The sequence below is a fragment of the Kitasatospora sp. NPDC043949 genome (genome assembly GCF_056435365.1).
Window position 1 is genome coordinate 1 of sequence record NZ_JBWKEQ010000038.1, and the last position, 16,428, is coordinate 16,428.

The window sequence follows — 16,428 nt, forward strand, 5'->3', positions numbered from 1 at the left end:
CCCCCCCCCCCCCCCCCCCCCCCCCCCCCCCCCCCCCCCCCCCCCCCCCCCCCCCCCCCCCCCCCCCCCCCCCCCCCCCCCCCCCCCCCCGCGCCGGGTTCAGTTGGCCAGGCTGAAGTCGCCGCCGAGGGGTGCGGCGATCTTGTCGACGCCGGTCAGCGCGGTGAGCGAGGTGACGGGGGTGCTGCTGTCGGTGGTGGTGCCGTTGCCGAGTTGGCCGGAGCCGTTGTTGCCCCAGGAGCGGACGGTGTTGTCGCCGAGCAGGGCGATGCTGTGTTCGCGGCCGCCGGCGATCAGTTGGATGCCGGTGAGGCCGGGGACCTGGACGGGGGTGATCCGGTAGTCGGTGGTGCCGTCGCCGATCTGGCCGGAGGTGTTCCGGCCCCAGGCCTTGAGCTTGTTGTCGCTGTCGGTGACGGCCAGGCTGTGGTGGGCTCCGGCCGCGATCCCGGAGACCCCTCCGAGCCAGCTGCCCTGGGTGTCGACCGGGGTGAAGCGGCTGATGGTGGTGTTGTCGCCGAGCTGGCCGGTGGCGTTGTAGCCCCACGCCTTCACCGCGTTGCCGCTGGTGGGCTTGGTGGAAGTGCTCGGCGGGCCGACCAGGGCCAGGTTGTGGTCGGCACCGGCGGCGATCCGGGTCACACCGGTCAGGTTGTTCACCGGGGACGGTACGTTGCGGCTCGCCGAAGTGCCGTCCCCGAGCTGGCCGTTGATGTTGTAGCCCCAGGCCCACACGGTGCCGTCCTCGCGCAGCGCCAGACTGTGGTTGAGTCCGGCGGCGATCGCGATCACCTTGTTGAGTCCCTCGACCCGGACCGGGACGCTGCTGTCGGCGTTGGTGCCGTTGCCGAGCTGGCCGTAGTTGTTGCGCCCCCAGGCGACCACGGTCCGGTCGGCGAGCAGTGCCAGGCTGTGCACTCCGCCCGCGGCGACGTCGGTGGCATCGGAAAGGTTGACGACCTGGCCGGGCGCGTTGTGGCTGAACACCGAACCGTCGCCGAGCTGCCCGGACCCGTTGGCGCCCCACGTCTGCACCGTGCGGTCGGTCAGCAGGGCCAGCCCGAAACCTGCGGTGGGGCCACTTCCCCCGGCGGCGATCTTCACCACCTCGGCGCTCGTCAGCCCCAGCACGGTGGTGGCCGTCGTACGGATGTCCGTCCAGGTGCCGTCGCCGAGCTGACCCGCGCGGTTGTTGCCCCAGGACTTGAGCCGCTTCTCCTGCACTTCATCTCCTCATCGGGTGTGCTGTCACTCGGGAACGCGGCCTCGCCGGGCGCTGCCGCGGAGGCTGCCACGAGGACGCGGCGATGCCGCCCCCCGACAGACCGCTCCTGCCCGGCCCTCTCCGCGAGCTCTCGAACGCATCATCGGGGACGAGCGATCAGAACTCGGGGCCCCAATCTCGATCTTCACTCGAAAAGGTGACCTTCCGGTGTTTCCAGGCGCGCCGGGCCGTCTCGCACCGCGCACACCCGCCCCTTGGCGGCGCTCCTGACGTCAACACGACGGCCCGGCACCTCGTGGGTGCCGGGCCGTCGGGTGGGGTGTGGGGGCGCGGGTTACTTGGGCATCTCGTTCCAGAGCTGCTGGGCGCTCTTGCCGGTGAGCTGGACCCAGATCTGCTCGTTGTAGTTCGTGGTGTTCAGCAGGTGTGCCAGGTCGGGCTTGTTGTAGGCCTTCGAGACGTAGTCGATGAACCGGGCGGTGGCCTGGTAGCCGCTGTCGTAGTTGGAGTCCGGGCCGAAGTGCTGGGCGCCGGTGCCCGGCTGGAAGTTGTAGTCGCGCACCCAGTCCGCCAGGCCCTCGCCCAGCCACCACTTGCCGGAGAACGGGCTGCCCCAGACCGCGACGTGCACGGCCTCGTGCACCAGGAAGCCGGTGTCACCCTGGTTGCCGCGGGTGTAACCGATGTTGACGTGGACCTCCTTGACGCCGCTGCTGGGGTTCACCGTGGTGAACGCGGGGTAGTCGGTCAGCTTCGGGTCAAAGATGATCTTGAAGTAGCTGGGGGCGGCGAAGGCTCCCTTGGTGATCAGGTTGGAGATCGTCGGGTAGTAGTCCGCGACGGTCCTCTTCTGCTGCTCCAGCCACGGCCCGAGGTCCGGGGCCTGCGAGTAGTCGAGGTCGATGGTCGGGCGGCCGGCGGTCGGCGGGGTGGTGGCGCCGTTGCGGTCGAGGTTCCAGGACTGCGCCGGGTCCCCCGCGTTGCAGGCGGCCACCTTGGCGTTCAGGTCCGCGCCACGGGCCAGGCAGAGGTTGCTGTCCGAGACGCTGTGCAGCAGCCAGGCCCGGCCGTTGCCCATCGAGGTGTTCTCCAGCCACCACTTCTGATTGTCCGCGCCGACGTAGTTCCAGGCACCGACGGTGTTCTTGCCCCGGTCCCGGTCGACGGCGTTGTTGGTGCCGGGCACCTTGACCGACCAGGTGCCGTTGCCCTCGTCCCTGACCGTCCAGACCTGCTGGGCGGAGGACTCGTTCCAGTCGCGGACCACCACGTTGGAGGCGTTGTTGCGGCTGTCCCACTGGAGGGCGCCGCCCGCGTAGCTGGAGATGCGGTAGTCGGCGCCGCTGGACGGGAGCGACTCGGCCGCACTGGCGGTCCCGGCGCCGAAGGCCATCCCGGACACGACGGTCGCGGCGGACAGGACGACGGCGGCGGCGGCCGTACGACGGGTGATCATCTCGGGGTTCTCCTCTCGGGCGGCTCCCCCCTGGAACCGGCCTGCGGTCATGCCACCGGGGCCCGGTAGACGCGGCGTCAACGCTCCCGTCAACGGGTGCGTTGACAGGCCGTCGGTCCGGTGGTGTTCACCCGAAGGTCCAGGCCTTCTGCCAGGTGGCTCCTCACTCGCGGATGCCCGCGCTCTCGACCGCCCGCCGCCGGGTCGCCCGCCGCCGGTGTCGCCCGACAGCGACAGCGGCGCTGTCACGCGGTGACATGCCGCGCACTGACCGTCGGATCCGTGCCAGGCCCGGCCAACGCGAGCCCCTGAGGGGCAACGCGACTCGCCGGAGGTCGGGTGCCTTCGTCCTCGGACTCTGGCACGCTCGGTGTGGCGAGGTCGAGTCGAGTGGTCGTCCCATCACCAATGTTCCGTACGAGGAGGCATAGTTGACGCTGAGGAAGAAAGGGTCGCGCCTGATCACCATCGACGAGGTGGTGTACCGGTGGCGGGTACACGGTGGTGTCCGCTGCTGCATCGCGTGCGCATGGGGCCGGTCCGGTTTCGCGGCCCAGCGGGTCGACCAGATGGGCCCGGTGCTTCTGGCAGCCACGTCAGCGTTCCCCGTCGTGCCGTCCATCGTCGAGGCGGGAGTGCGCACCGCGCTCGATCAAGGATGGCAATCTACCGGGGCAGGGCCCGCTTTCCGCCTGCGGGAGCTGGTTTGGAGCGGGGGCGAAAGCCGCGGTCTGCGGCATCGGATCGGCCACCGGCAGGTCGACACGACTCCGTGTAGAGCGACGCGTTCGACCACCCGACCAGGAGCGGCGCGGCCTGGAACGGCTGCCGACCGGACGGCGACGGCGCCTGCTCCACCCGCCTGTCCGTGATCGGGTCCGATGGCAGGAGCCCCTGGTAGAGCGCCTCAAGGGGTGGCAGCCTCGATGGCAGAATGACGGAATGGTGACGAATCAGCCGTGGGCAGGGCTTCATGCTGACCTGCTGGCGGCGAAGGCCTTGGTGTACGACCCGAGCGGTTTGGCCTGTTCGCCCCCGGTGGCCGAACCGGAGAGCACCGAATACGCGGCTTGCCGGTTCACGATCGACGGCCTCTCGGTCCGGTTCCGCGCGGCCAAAACCACCCCGACGAAGGCGGGCCAGTTCGTCACCGTGTGGTTGCGATCCGAAGAGGGACCGATCCGGCCCTTCGACACCGACGACGGGGTGGACCTCTTCGTCATCAGCTGCCGCGACGACAACGGCTTCGGGCAGTTCGTCTTCCCGTCCGAGGTGCTGTGCGAGCGCGACATCGTCTCCCGCAACGGCTCCGGCGGGAAACGAGCGTTCCGCGTCTACCCGCCATGGGTGACCACGACCAACCGGCAAGCGCGCAGCACGCAGGCCTGGCAGGTGAACCACTTCTTCCACATCGGCCAGAACGGGCCTGCCGACCTGGCGTACGCCCGCGCCCTCCACCGCCCGTAGCCGCCCCCGTGCGACTGCTCGGCTGTCGGGGTGACATCCGGGCGCGGCCCACCCGGAGCGGCGGTCCGCGCTCTGGTACGACGGGGCTGATGTCCGTGCCGGCGGTGCGCCCCCCGTCCGCCGGCCGTCCCGGAGGAGAGATCGCCGTGCCCGTGCCCACCACCTTCGACCACCAGGCGAAGAGCTACAGCGTCCCGCACGCCTACTGGCTGGCGAAGGCGTCCGAACTCGCCTACCAGGACGAGGCCACCATCGAACAGCAGGCCCGCGACTGGGGCTTCGACCGGGTGCGTCACCACCGGACCCGGTTCACTCCGCCCTTCCCGCTGGAGGACACCCAGGGCTACACCATGGCCAGCGACCACATGGTCGTCACGGCGTTCCGCGGCACCCAACCGGCCGAGATCCGCGACTGGCTCTCCGACTCCTCCACGCCGCCCTGGCCCGGCCCCGCCCGCACCGGCTACGTCCACTACGGCTTCGCCGAAGCGCTGGAGTCGGTCTTCCCGGACGTCCGGGACGCCCACGCCCAGCTGCGCACCAACGGCCAGACCGTGTGGTTCACCGGCCACAGCCTCGGCGGAGCCCTGGCGATGCTGGCCGGCGCCCGGTTGTACCTGGAGGACCCGCGTCTCCAGGCCGACGGCATCATCACGTTCGGGCAGCCCCGCACCTGTGACCGGCTGCTCGCCGCCGCCTGCAACGAGGGCTTCAAGGGACGCCTGTACCGGTTCGTCAACAACAACGACATCGTGCCCCAGCTGCCGCCGGAGCCGGCCTACACCCACGTCGAGGCGCTGAAGTACATCGACTCCTCGGGCCGGCTCCACGACTCCATGGGCCTGGTCGCCGGGCTCGCCGACCGCGCCAAGGGCCTGACCGCCGACGCGTTCGCTCCGGCCACGGCCGGTGTGCGCGACCACGCGATGAAGCGCTACCTCGCGGCCCTGGAACAGAACCTCGCCTGACGGAGTCAGGCCCTGCGGGCGGGACGGGCGCCGGTGGGTCCACGGCCGGCAGGCCGGGCCCGGCGAGCGGAGCCGGGCCGAGGGCCGAGTGAACCGATGGTACGAACAGCCTCCCCCCGGTAGCGATGCGCACACGGCCGTGTGTGGATGGTGACGGGCCGCCACACCACGGCCGTCCGATCCACCCTCACCATTCGCACCTCGAAGGGTTCCACCCATGCGTACCGCGCACCGCATCCTGGCCGTCTCCGTCCTCAGCCTCCCGCTCGTCATCGGCGCGGCGACCACCGCCTCCGCCGCCGAGACCGACAACATCCCCACCGTCAACTTCGACAGCGGCGCGTTCGCCGTCGGCCCGAACGGCAGCGCCCTTCAGGTCACCGACGCGCAGTTCGGCCCCTGTGGCTCCTCCTTCCTCACCGGCGCCGTCGTGGTCGGCCCTGGCGGCGTCGCGGGCAGCGCCACCGAGACCGGCATCAGCACCGGCGGGCAGGGCTGACCCCACCCGCACCCGCGCCACGGCTGCCCCGGGAGCACCCCGCCCCGGGGCAGCCGCCCGTCCGAAACCGGACGGGGCCAGGACAAAACGCCCTACCCGGCCCACGGGAGGACACCCGCCCCCTGCCGGACGGCACCGCCAACGCCACGATCACCGGCGTCAGCGGCGCCGCCGTCCTCACCGAAGCCACCGGGGGACCGGGCGCCGGAGGGCACGGCAGCCGGCGCGCGCAGTGTCCGTCCGGCATCTGGTGCGTGGTCACCGGACGGCCCAGGCCGAGCAGGCGGGCTGGTGCCAGGTCGTCCGGACCACCTGGCCGCCGGGCAGCCTGTGCTCGCTGTGCCAGGTCCGGCAGCACCCGGCGGCAGGTCGACGCGGCCCGGACGGCACCGCGGGACCGACGGCCTGGCGGACGGGCACGGGCGCGAAGGCCGGCTTGCCAGGGCGGCCCCGGCGGCGCCTGGTGGAGGAAGTCGTCATGCCCGCCGTTCTGCCACCCCCGGCCCCCCTCCAACCTCGCCTCACCCGAACGGATGAGCAGCCCGGACCGGCTGCGGGACGCTGACGCGGCAGCAGGAAACGGTGAGGGGCGTCCCTGGGCGAGGACGTCGAGCAGGGGGCCTGCTGGGAGGCGGGCTTGCCGTCGGCGCGGCCCGTCTACAGGTCCCGCACGGGGATCAGGATCATCTGGGGCTGCTGGTCGACCTCGGCCACTGGCGGGGCATCGGACCTGTCGCGGGTTCACAGCTGGTACCGCAGCGAGATATACGCGCCAGGGCCATCCGTTCATCGTTTGTCTACCACCCACTGTCAACGTGCCCCGGTACAGCTGTGAAGTTTCAAGGAGTTTCTCAATGGCACACCCGGGCACGGCCGCCTCACCGACCGAACGGCGAATACCGTGGCGACCACAATGGGCGTACACGGCGGTCGTACCGCTGTTCGCCCTGCTGGCGGGGCTCATCGGCGCGTTCCCGATACCCGCGCACGCGGTGGGCCCCGTCGCTCCGCCGCAGGCCGTACCAGCGACCGTTCAGGAACACTCGGCCGCGACCTACAACAATCGGTACGGCACCAGATGGCGGGGGGAGATCTTCGATCTCGCCCAACGTGTTGACATTCTCGCGCTGCAGGAAATCCGGGACGCGGAACCGGACGATCCGGACATCGTGCCCGAAGCATCGATCAACACGAACGGTTTCGAGGTCCAGAGGTACCGATGGGAGGTGTTTCCCGCCTGGACAGGCGGCACTCGCACCATCTACCGGGTCAGGACAGCCACCCGTGAAGAACGCTCGCTGGCCCTCGTGGTGCCCCGGAGCATCGACAACGCTGCGGCGCCCGTGGTGAGAGTCATCCCGCCTCAGCCGGAGAACAACGGCCAGGTGGCTAACGATGCCAAGCCCATCCTGGGCGTCAAGCTCGCGGACGGCACGTGGTACTACTCCATGCACGCCACCAACAGGGCAGCAGGCTTCCATGAGCGGAACAACGTGCCGGCCGCCATCCAGGCGGTCACGGCGACGGGCGACGCGAACTGGGCCCTGATGGGCGACTTCAACCGCGAGCCCGGGTCGCTGTCGATGGCGCAGGTGTTCGGCGACGGCCGTCGGCTCGTCAGCTCCGGCATGATGACCTACTCCAGGAACCGCCCGACCTCCGAATACGACTACATGATCGCCCGGGGGCTGCCGGCCGACCACCAGTACACGGCACGTCGCCTCGGCTACGTGGAGGAGTCGGACCACTTCCCGGTGATGTTCAGCAAGGACCCGCTGCGTCGCAAGGACGAGACCTGTCGGCCGAACGTCCCGTCCCCGCCCCGAGCAGCGGCCGCGTCCATGATCTCCCTCGCGGCGGCCGGCGTCCCCGCTGACGTCCCGGCCGACGTCCCGGCCGACAGCGCGCCGCCGACGGCCTCCGCTTCCGCCGCCACAGCCCGGGAGCCGCAGCACGGGAAGGTCTCCGTCCTGACCTCCGGAGCCGCCGGCCTGGTCGCCGACGTGCCGGACGCCTCGCCCGCTCCGGGCAGCCCGGTACGGGCCGCCGCCCCCGACTGCTCCGCCGGGCAGAGCTGGGCGACCTGGCAGAAGGCGGACGACACCTGGGTGATCGAGACCGGCCGGACCAACGGCACCACCCCGGCCGGACAGGGCAGCGTGCTCAGCGTCCCCGCGTACGGTGACCGGCTGGCCGTGCGGCCGATCGAGAACGACGCGACGAGCGGCAAGCCCGACGGCAGCCCCGGCCAGCGCTGGCGCTTCGTCGCCGACGGCGCGGGCGGCTACCGCATCACCACGGCCACCGACGGCCGTTGCCTCACCCTGGACGGCACCGCGCTGACGGTGGCGCCGTGCGACGGCTCCGACCGGCAGGGCTGGCACCTGTCCGTGCCGTGCTCCGGCGCCGGCCACACCGTCCCCGGCTTCCCCGACCTGCCGTGGCCGACCGTCGCGGACCGCCCCGAGGTGACCTGGCCGTCGCTGCCAGGGCACCCGGCGATCCCGTGGCCGTCCGTCCCGGGCTTCCCGGGCGTCCCGATGCCCGGCCACCCCGACCTGCCCGAGCTGCGCTGGCCCGGCTTCCCCACTCTGCCCACCACGGCGTGGCCCGCCGTCTCCGGCCACCCCGAGGCGACCTGGCCGGCCGTCCCCGGCTCCCCGACCGTCCCTTGGCCCGCCATGCCGGGCCACCCCGGCGTCCCGTGGCCGGTGCTGCCGCTGCCCGGCAACGGCAACGACGACGGCAAGGCCCTGATCCCCGGGCTGCCGAGCGCCGCCGACCCGGCGATCCCGGGGCACCCGGACCTGGCCTGGCCCACCGTGCCGGGATTCCCGCAGGTGAAGTGGCCCTCGGTGCCCGGCTCCCCGAACGTGCCGTGGCCGGGCCACCCCGACCTGCCGGACGCACCGGGGACGGACGGGCCCTCGCTTCCGGACGTCACCTGGCCGACGCTCCCGAGCATCCCGCTCTGGCGCTGGCCGTCCGTCCCCGGGTTCCCGACCGTCCCGTGGCCCTCCCTGCCGGGGCTGCCGGACGTCCCGTGGCCCGCGACCACCGGCTTCCCGAACGACCCCGCCGCCTGGTCGAACCCGCCCAAGTCGCCGGAGGAGCCTCCCAAGTGCAAGCGGAAGGACCAGCCGGACGGCAACACTCCTGGCGGTGACAACGGTTCCACCGGCGGCCGTCCGCCGGTGCCCGCGCCTCCGGGGATCTCGCTGCCCGGGTTCCCCATACTGCCCATGTTTCCGCCGATCTTCGGCGGCCCGTCGACTCCCAGTGGCCCCGACGGCGGCACTGGCCCCGACGGCGGCACTGGCAACGACGCCGGGACCGGCGCATACCTCCAGCCGGGCACCGGGGACACCCTCGTGCCCGACGTCCGCGGCTCCAGCACCGTGGCGGGCAACGCCGTCCAGGCCTACGAGCCGAACGGCACGGACGCGCAGAAGTGGGTGTTCTGGGACCGCGGCAACGGGAACTGGGCGATCGAGACCCGGCTCACCTACAACCGCGCCTCCGCCGCCGAGCGCATGCTGCTGGCCCACGACACCGGCCGGCACGAGAGCGTGCTCGCACCGGCCGCCGCGGACGGGCAGCCCGGCCAGCTGTGGCGGTTCAAGGACGCCGGGGGCGGCTGGACGAACGTCGTCAGCGCGGCCGGCGGCTGCCTGACCCAGCGCGGCGCGCACGAGGTACTGGCCGTCCGCGACTGCGACGGCAGCGCGCAGCAGAAGTGGAAGCTCTCCGGCACCGTGCCGACGACCGGGGGCGGCAACGGCAACAACGACGGCAGCACGGGCGGTGGCGGCACTGGCGGTGGCAACACTGGCGGCCAGCCGCCGCTGGGCGCCGGTGGTGCGCAGCCCGCGCACAACCGGACGGTGGTGCTGCAGTCGGGCAACGGCGGCCTGCTCGCGGACCTCGACGGCGCCAACACCGCCGCCGGGACCCGCATCAAGGCGCAGGGCCGCAACGGCAACGACGCGCAGAAGTGGACGCTGTGGCAGAAGCCGGACAGCCGGTGGCTGATCGAGACGAAGCTCGGCGGCGGCATGGTGATGGACCACAACCCCACCACCCACCGCACCCATCTCATCGGTGCGCAGGAGGGCAACGCCAACCAGCTGTGGCGGTTCACCGACGCCGGGGGCGGCTGGTTCACGGTCGTCAGCGCCGCCGGCAACGGCTGCCTCACGGCGGCGGCCGACGGTGCGGAGCTGGCGATCCTCGGCTGTGACGGCACCAACGCCCAGAAGTGGCGCCTGACCGAGGCCGTCGACAACCCGTCGACCGGCGGTGGCACCGGTGGCAACAGCGGCGGCGGTGGCGGTGGCGGTGGCGGTGGCGGTGGCGGTGGCGCGGCCGCGGTGCCGGTCTACTCGGCGCTGCCGTCCAAGTGCCTGGACGTCACCGCCGGCAACACCGCGAACAACACCCCGATCGACCTCTACGACTGCAACAACACCGCCTCCCAGCGGTGGACCCCGACCGCGACCAGCGGCGGGCTCGTCCTGAAGGCGTTCGGCAAGTGCCTGGACGTCGCCGCCGGCAACACCGCCGGCGGCACCCGGGTGGGCCTGTACGACTGCAACGCCAGCGCGGCGCAGAACTGGCGCCAGGGCGCGGACTCCTCCCTGGTCAACCCGAACTCGGGCAAGTGCCTGGACGTCGTGGGGGGCAACTCCGCGAACGGCACCGCACTGCAGATCTGGGACTGCAACGCCAGCGACGCGCAGCGCTGGGGCCTGGGCACCGTCCCGCCGCGCGCCCCGCAGCGGCCCGCGCAGCAGCCCGGCACCACCCCGGTGGTGAGCCCCGGCGTCGGTTCGTCGCAGGTCGCCACCCTGCGCTCGGCGAACAACACCATGGTCGCGGACCTCGACGGCGCGAACACCGCCTCCGGCACCTCGATCAAGGCGCTCGGCTCGAACGGCAACGACGCGCAGCGCTGGGCGTTCTGGCCCACCGCGAACGGGCGCTGGATCATCGAGACGCTGCTGACCGACGGCAAGGCCGCCGCCGGCCAGGGCATGGTCATGGACCACGACCCGGGCACCCACCGCGCCCACCTGATCCGGACGATGGACGGCAACGCCAACCAGCACTGGGCCTTCCACGACGCCGGAGGCGGCTGGTTCTGGATCACCAGCGACACCGACAGCGGCTGCCTGACCGCCAACAACGCCGGTGAGCAGCTGGGCATCTGGGCCTGCGACGGCTCGGACCGCCAGCGCTGGCGGCTCGACAACATCCAGAACGGGCCCGCCCCTGGCGGCGGCTCCGGCGGAGGCGGCGCCGGTGGGAACACCGGCGGCTCGTCCGGCGGTGGCGGTGGGAACAACGGCGGGAACAACGGCGGCTCGACGGGCGGAGGTTCGACCGGCGGCGGGAACGCCGGCAGCGGGGGAACCCCGCAGGCGCCCGGGGGCAGCGGGGTGCGCCACGGCGTCACCACCGTCCTGCGCTCCGGCAACAACGGCCTGGTCGCGGACCTCGACGACGCCAACACCGCCGGCGGCACCCGGATCAAGGCCCTGGGCGGCAACGGCAGCGCCGCACAGCAGTGGATGCTGTGGCAGAAGCCCAACAACCAGTGGCTGATCGAGACGAAGTTCGCCGGGGCGATGGTGATGGACCACAACCCCAGCACCCACCGCACCCACCTCACCAGCGCCCAGGAGGGCAACGCCAACCAGCTCTGGCGCTTCCAGGAGAGCCAGAACTTGCCCGGCTGGTACCGGATCATCTCCGCGGCCGACAACGGTTGCCTCACCGCCGTCAACAGCAGCGAGGACCTCGCCGTCTGGGCCTGCACCTCCTCCACCGCCCAGTGGTGGAAGCTCGACGACTCAGCGGTCACCGGAGGTGGCGGTGGGAACACCGGCGGCGGTGGTGGTACCGGCGGAGGCGGCGGGAACACCGGCGGCGGTGGCGGAGGAAGGGACCCGCGCTTCCCGGACAGCATCCAGCTCCCCCCGGTCTGCAACGGGCGGCAGTCCTCCGACTCGTGGATGTGGCACGGGGACACCCTGTGCCCAGGGCAGAGCCTGGAGTCCTCGGCGGCGGAGCAATCCACCCGGCTCGTCATGCAGCAGGACGGCAACCTCGTCGCCTACTACACGCAGGGCGACGCCATCGGCGACCACACCTGGCCCGTATGGGAGTCGAAGACCGTGGGCTGCGGGGCCAAGGCCGTCATGCAGGACGACGGGAACCTCGTCGTCACCGCCGCCGACGGGCGGGTCTGCTGGGCCTCGGGAACCAATGGCCGCAATGGCGCCTGGCTGATGGTCAGCCCCCTGGGCGACGTCCAGATCCTGCAGGCCGGCGACGCCACCGGCGCCGCCATCGACGGGGCCCGCGCGGTGGCCGCCGCAGGAAAGGGCGACTTCCTGGAGGCCTTCATCTACGCGCTCCAGGCGATCATCAAGGGCGTCCCGAAGGTGCAGTGGCAGACGAACACCGGACACCCGCGCCTGGTGCCGCCCAAGTGCGTCGTGACAGGAGGCCGGGTCATCCCCTGCACCTGACCTTCCTCCCACGGGCGGCCCGCGTGCGCCCGGCACCCGCCGGGTGCGTCCGGACTCGCCGGCCTCTCGGAAACCGGCCCGGTGGCCTCCATCCCGCTCTCGGGGTGGAGGCCACCGCCATGTGCCCATCGCCACGTGCCCACCGCCGCGTGCCCATCGCCATGTGCCCACCGCCATGTGCCCACCGCCATGTGCCCACCGCCGACGGCCTCGCCGGCCCGCTCCCGGAGGGGGCGTGGTCGGAGGCGCGGTTCAGCGGATCGGGGCGTGGTCGGAGGCGCGGTTCAGCGGATCGGGGCGTGGTCGGAGGCGCGGTTCAGCGGATCGGGGCGGCCCGCAGGGGGAAGTGGCAGGCGGCCAGGTGGTCGTCGGGGCCGAAGGCGGTGAGCTGTGGCTCGACCTCCGCGCAGATCTGCTGCGCCGCCGCGCAGCGGGTGCGGAAGCGGCAGCCGGACGGCGGGTCGATCGCGGACGGGAGTTCCCCGGCGACGCCCCGGCTGCTCTTGGCCTTCTCCACCACCGGGTCGGCCACCGGGATGGTGTCCAGCAGGCCGCGGGTGTAGTGGTGCACCGGCCGGGCGTACACCGACGGCGCGGGGCCGATCTCCACCAGTTTGCCCAGGTACATCACGCCGATCCGGTCGGACAGGTACCGGACCACGGACAGGTCGTGCGAGATGAACAGGTACGACAGTCCGAGTTCGCCCTGAAGGTCGCTCATCAGGTTGAGCACCTGCGACTGGATCGACACGTCCAGGGCCGAGACGGGCTCGTCCGCGACGATGAGCTTGGGGCGCAGGGCCAGCGCGCGGGCCAGTCCGATGCGCTGGCGCTGGCCTCCGGAGAACTCGTGCGGGTAGCGGTCCAGGGCGGTGAGCGGCAGGCCGACCAGGTCGAAGATCTGCCTGATCCGCCGGTCGCGCTCGGCCTGGCCGTCGACCCGGTGGATGTCCAGCGGCTCCCGCATGATCGATTGGACGGGCATCCGGGGGTTCATCGCCGCGTAGGAGTCCTGGAACATGAGCTGGACGTCCCGGCGCAGTCGGCGCCGCTCGGCCCGTGGCACCAGGGCCAGGTCCCGGCCCTCGAACACCAGGCTGCCGCTGGTGGGCCGCTCCAGGCCGACGATGAGCTTGCCGACGGTGGTCTTGCCGCAGCCGGACTCGCCGACCAGGCCGAGCGTCTCTCCCCGGCGGACCGTCAGGGAGATGTCGGCCACGGCGCTGACCGCGCCGACGGCCCGGCGCAGGATCAGGCCGCTGGTCACCGCGTACTGCTTGACCAGGTTGTCGATGCGCAGCAGCGGTTCGGCCGGCGCGTCGTCGGGCACCGCGGGGGCCTGGACCGCCGAGGCCCGTACGGCCGTCACCGGGGGCGGCGCCACGGCGGTGGGGCGGTCGCCCGGCTCGGCCTCGCCGACCGGGAAGTAGCAGGCGTAGCGGTGTTCCGGGGCCTCCCCGGACAGCGGCGGCTCCTGCGCGTGGCACCGCTCGGTGGCGTAGCGGCAGCGTGCGGCGAACCGGCAGCCGGGCGGCGGGGTGGTCAGGTCCGGCGGCAGGCCGGGGATCGAGTAGAGCCGGCCGCCGGACTCGGCGAAACGTTCCGGCAGCGATTCGAACAGTGCCTCGGTGTACGGGTGGCGGGGGTTGGTGTAGAGCTCCTCGGTGCCGGTGGTCTCGACGACCTTCCCGGCGTACATGACGGCGATCCGGTCGGCCCGTCCGGCGATGACGCCGAGGTCGTGGGTGACCAGGATGACGGCCATGCCGAGCTGCTGCTTGAGGTGGTCGATGAGTTCGAGGATCTGCTTCTGGACGGTGACGTCGAGGGCGGTGGTCGGCTCGTCGGCGATGAGCAGCTTGGGCTCGTTGGCCAGGGCCATGGCGATCATGGCCCGTTGGCGCATCCCGCCGGACAGTTCGTGCGGGTAGACCAGGGCCCGCTGGGCCGGGCTGGGCATCCCCACCAGGGACAGCACCTCGACGGCGCGCTCGTGCGCCTCCTTCCGGGAGGCCCGGCGGTGGATGCGCACGGACTCGGAGATCTGCCGGCCGATGGTCATCGTCGGGTTGAGCGAGGTGGTCGGGTCCTGGAAGATCATCCCGATGTCGTTGCCGCGCACCCGGTCCATCTTCTCGGGGCCGAGCGCGAGCAGATCGCGGCCGTCGAGCAGGACCCGGCCGTCGACGACGCTGCCGCCGTTCGGCAGCAGCTGCATGATCGACATGGCGGTCATGGTCTTGCCGCAGCCCGACTCCCCGACGATGCCGAGGGTCTCGCCGACGTCCACCGCGAGGTCGACGCCGTCCAGGGCGTGCACCACCGAGCGCTTCAGCCGGATCTCGGTGCGCAGGCCGGTCACTTCGAGGAGCGCCACTGCTGATCCTCCGTCGGGTTCACCGCTTCTGCAGCCGGGTTTCGAAGGCGTCGCGCAGGGCGTCGCCGATCACGTTGAAGCACAGGATGATCAGGATGATCACGGCGGCGGGCGGATAGATCATCCACCAGCAGCCCTGGCCGGCGAAGGTGGTGCCGACGTCGAGCATGCCGCCCAGGTCGTTGTTGGGGGCCTGGAGGCCCAGGCCGATGTAGCTGAGCGTGGACAGGGCGAAGACCGCGTCGGCGATCGAGAACGTGGTGTTGACGATCGTGGTCCCGATGGTGTTGGGCAGGATGTGCTTCAGCACGATCCGCCGGCCGCCCGCGCCCATCATCCGGGACGCGGCCACGTACTCGCGGACCTTGATGGCCAGGGCCTCGCCGCGGACCAGGCGGGTGATGCCGAACCAGGAGGTCAGGCCGACCTCCAGGATCAGCATGGCCTTGCTCTTCCCGTAGACGCTGCTGAGGTAGATCAGCAGGAAGATCAGCGGGAAGGACATGAAGGAGTCGATCACCCGCATCATCAACGCGTCGATCCAGCCGCCGAGATAGCCCGCGACCGCGCCGTACAGCGCGCCGAGGACGGCGGCGATCAGACCGGCGGCGAGGCCGATCTCCAGGCTGGTCTGCCCGCCGACCATCACCTTGCCGAGCTCGTCGATGCCGTCGTTGTCCGTGCCGAGCGGGTGCCCGGCGCCCGGCGGCAGGGTGACGGCGGAGAGGTTCACCACCGAGGTGTCGGCGTGGTAGAACAGCGGGCCGAGGAAGCAGAAGGCGATGATCGAGACCAGGACGGCGACGGCGACCAGGGCCAGCCTGTTCTCGGCGAAGACCTCCGCGCCGCGCCGGAGCATCGAGCGGGGCCGCCCGGCCGGCTCCCCGCCCGGGGCGGAGGCGGGCCGACCTTCCGTGGTACCGGGTGTCAGGGCCATCAGGTGAGCCTCACTCGTGGGTCCAGCACGGCGTAGCCGAGGTCGGCCAGCAGCGAGCCGACCACGGTGGTCACCGCGGTGAGCAGGGTGGCCGCCAGGGTGATGCCGTAGTCGTTCTGCAGCGCGGCACGGGTGGTCAGCAGGCCGATGCCCTGGATGTTGAAGACGTACTCGACGATCAGCGCGCCGCCGACCAGCGCGGGCAACGAGAGACCGACCAGGGTGACCATCGGGATCAGGGCGTTGCGCAGCACGTGGCCGTACAGGGTGCGGCGCCGGGAGGCGCCCTTGGCCTGGGCGGACCGCACGTAGTCCTGGGTGATCTGGTCCAGCACCCCGGAGCGCATGTAGCGGCTGTAGCCGGCCACGGTGGTGACGGTCAGGGTCAGGACGGGCAGGCAGACGGCCCCGGGGTGGGTGAGCGCGTCACCGAAGGTGGCCACCTGGTCCTGCACCGAGACCCAGTGCAGATCGTCCTCGAACCACTGCTGGATCAGGAAGCCGATGAAGAACGTCGGCACGCCGTAGGCGACGAAGGAGAACACCGTGAAGGCGTGGTCCAGCACGCTGTTGCGGCGGGTGGCCTGGAGCAGGCCCGCCGGCACCGCGATCAGCAGCGCGAGCAGCAGCGAGGCGCCGACGATGTAGGCGGAGGCGCCGAGGGCGTTGAACAGCAGGTCGGAGATCGGGCGCTGCTGGATGTAGTCGAAGCCCAGGTTGCCGTGCAGCAGGCCGTCCAGCCAGGTCCAGTACTGCACGTAGACGGGGCGGTCCAGACCCATCTGCTGGGTCAGGTGGGCGATGTTGGCCGGGGTGGCGTGGGAGCCGAGGATCGCTCGGACCGGGCCGCCCGGCATGAGCTGCATCAGGCCGAAGGAGATGACGGTGACCATCAGCACCGTCAGGAGGGCCTGGAACAGCCGTCGGATCAGGTAGGCCGTCACCGCCGCCCCCCGAGGGGGGCAG

The 16,428-nt window shown here is 71.8% G+C and carries 10 protein-coding genes; 4 read left to right on the forward strand and 6 right to left on the reverse strand.

Features of this window, described 5'->3' with window-relative positions:
• Positions 1 to 99: 99 nt before the first annotated feature.
• A complete protein-coding gene (locus AC07AL_RS26995; protein WP_400809204.1) occupies positions 100 to 1,224 on the reverse strand; it encodes an RCC1 domain-containing protein in 1,125 nt (374 codons plus the stop codon).
• Positions 1,225 to 1,559: 335 nt separating this feature from the next.
• Positions 1,560 to 2,681 (reverse strand): basic secretory protein-like protein, encoded by a 1,122-nt coding sequence (locus AC07AL_RS27000; RefSeq protein ID WP_478318471.1) that lies wholly within the window; start codon positions 2,679 to 2,681, stop codon positions 1,560 to 1,562.
• Between the two features lie 942 nt (positions 2,682 to 3,623).
• Between AC07AL_RS27000 and AC07AL_RS27005 the strand changes: the two genes are divergently transcribed.
• The 3 genes from AC07AL_RS27005 (at position 3,624) to AC07AL_RS27015 (ending at position 5,615) form a co-directional block, all read left to right on the forward strand.
• A complete protein-coding gene (locus tag AC07AL_RS27005) occupies positions 3,624 to 4,148 on the forward strand; it encodes a MepB family protein (protein ID WP_478318472.1) in 525 nt (174 codons plus the stop codon).
• Between the two features lie 146 nt (positions 4,149 to 4,294).
• Positions 4,295 to 5,116: a lipase family protein gene (locus AC07AL_RS27010; protein WP_478318473.1), complete on the forward strand. Its 822-nt coding sequence runs from the start codon at positions 4,295 to 4,297 to the stop codon at positions 5,114 to 5,116.
• 217 nt (positions 5,117 to 5,333) lie between these two features.
• On the forward strand, positions 5,334 to 5,615 hold the full coding sequence (locus AC07AL_RS27015; RefSeq protein ID WP_363581293.1) for a hypothetical protein: 282 nt from the start codon (positions 5,334 to 5,336) through the stop codon (positions 5,613 to 5,615).
• Between the two features lie 258 nt (positions 5,616 to 5,873).
• Here the strand turns inward: AC07AL_RS27015 and AC07AL_RS27020 are convergent, their stop codons facing one another.
• On the reverse strand, positions 5,874 to 6,095 hold the full coding sequence (locus AC07AL_RS27020; RefSeq protein ID WP_478318475.1) for a hypothetical protein: 222 nt from the start codon (positions 6,093 to 6,095) through the stop codon (positions 5,874 to 5,876).
• A 905-nt stretch (positions 6,096 to 7,000) separates the two neighbouring features.
• Here AC07AL_RS27020 and AC07AL_RS27025 point away from each other — a divergent pair.
• Positions 7,001 to 12,148, forward strand: a complete 5,148-nt coding sequence (locus AC07AL_RS27025) for an RICIN domain-containing protein (RefSeq protein ID WP_478318477.1) — start codon at positions 7,001 to 7,003, stop codon at positions 12,146 to 12,148.
• Positions 12,149 to 12,464: 316 nt separating this feature from the next.
• Here AC07AL_RS27025 and AC07AL_RS27030 read toward each other — a convergent pair whose 3' ends face one another.
• From AC07AL_RS27030 to AC07AL_RS27040, 3 genes are read right to left on the reverse strand one after another with little or no spacing between them, the layout of a single operon-like run.
• Positions 12,465 to 14,525 carry an ABC transporter ATP-binding protein gene (locus tag AC07AL_RS27030; RefSeq protein WP_478318479.1) on the reverse strand — a complete coding sequence of 687 codons (2,061 nt, stop codon included), beginning with the start codon at positions 14,523 to 14,525 and terminating at the stop codon, positions 12,465 to 12,467.
• 19 nt (positions 14,526 to 14,544) lie between these two features.
• Complete coding sequence (locus AC07AL_RS27035; RefSeq protein ID WP_363581285.1) at positions 14,545 to 15,462, reverse strand: ABC transporter permease; 918 nt, start codon at positions 15,460 to 15,462, stop codon at positions 14,545 to 14,547.
• A complete protein-coding gene (locus AC07AL_RS27040; protein ID WP_363581283.1) occupies positions 15,462 to 16,406 on the reverse strand; it encodes an ABC transporter permease in 945 nt (314 codons plus the stop codon). Before AC07AL_RS27040 ends, AC07AL_RS27035 begins: the two co-directional genes overlap by 1 nt.
• Positions 16,407 to 16,428: the final 22 nt, after the last annotated feature.

Coding starts and splice junctions, on each gene's coding strand:
- AC07AL_RS27000 (WP_478318471.1), bottom strand. CDS start 2,681: ATGATCACCCGTCGTACGGCCGCCGCCGCCGTCGTCCTGTCCGCCGCG.
- AC07AL_RS27005 (WP_478318472.1), top strand. CDS start 3,624: ATGGTGACGAATCAGCCGTGGGCAGGGCTTCATGCTGACCTGCTGGCG.
- AC07AL_RS27015 (WP_363581293.1), top strand. CDS start 5,334: ATGCGTACCGCGCACCGCATCCTGGCCGTCTCCGTCCTCAGCCTCCCG.
- AC07AL_RS27020 (WP_478318475.1), bottom strand. CDS start 6,095: ATGACGACTTCCTCCACCAGGCGCCGCCGGGGCCGCCCTGGCAAGCCG.
- AC07AL_RS27035 (WP_363581285.1), bottom strand. CDS start 15,462: ATGGCCCTGACACCCGGTACCACGGAAGGTCGGCCCGCCTCCGCCCCG.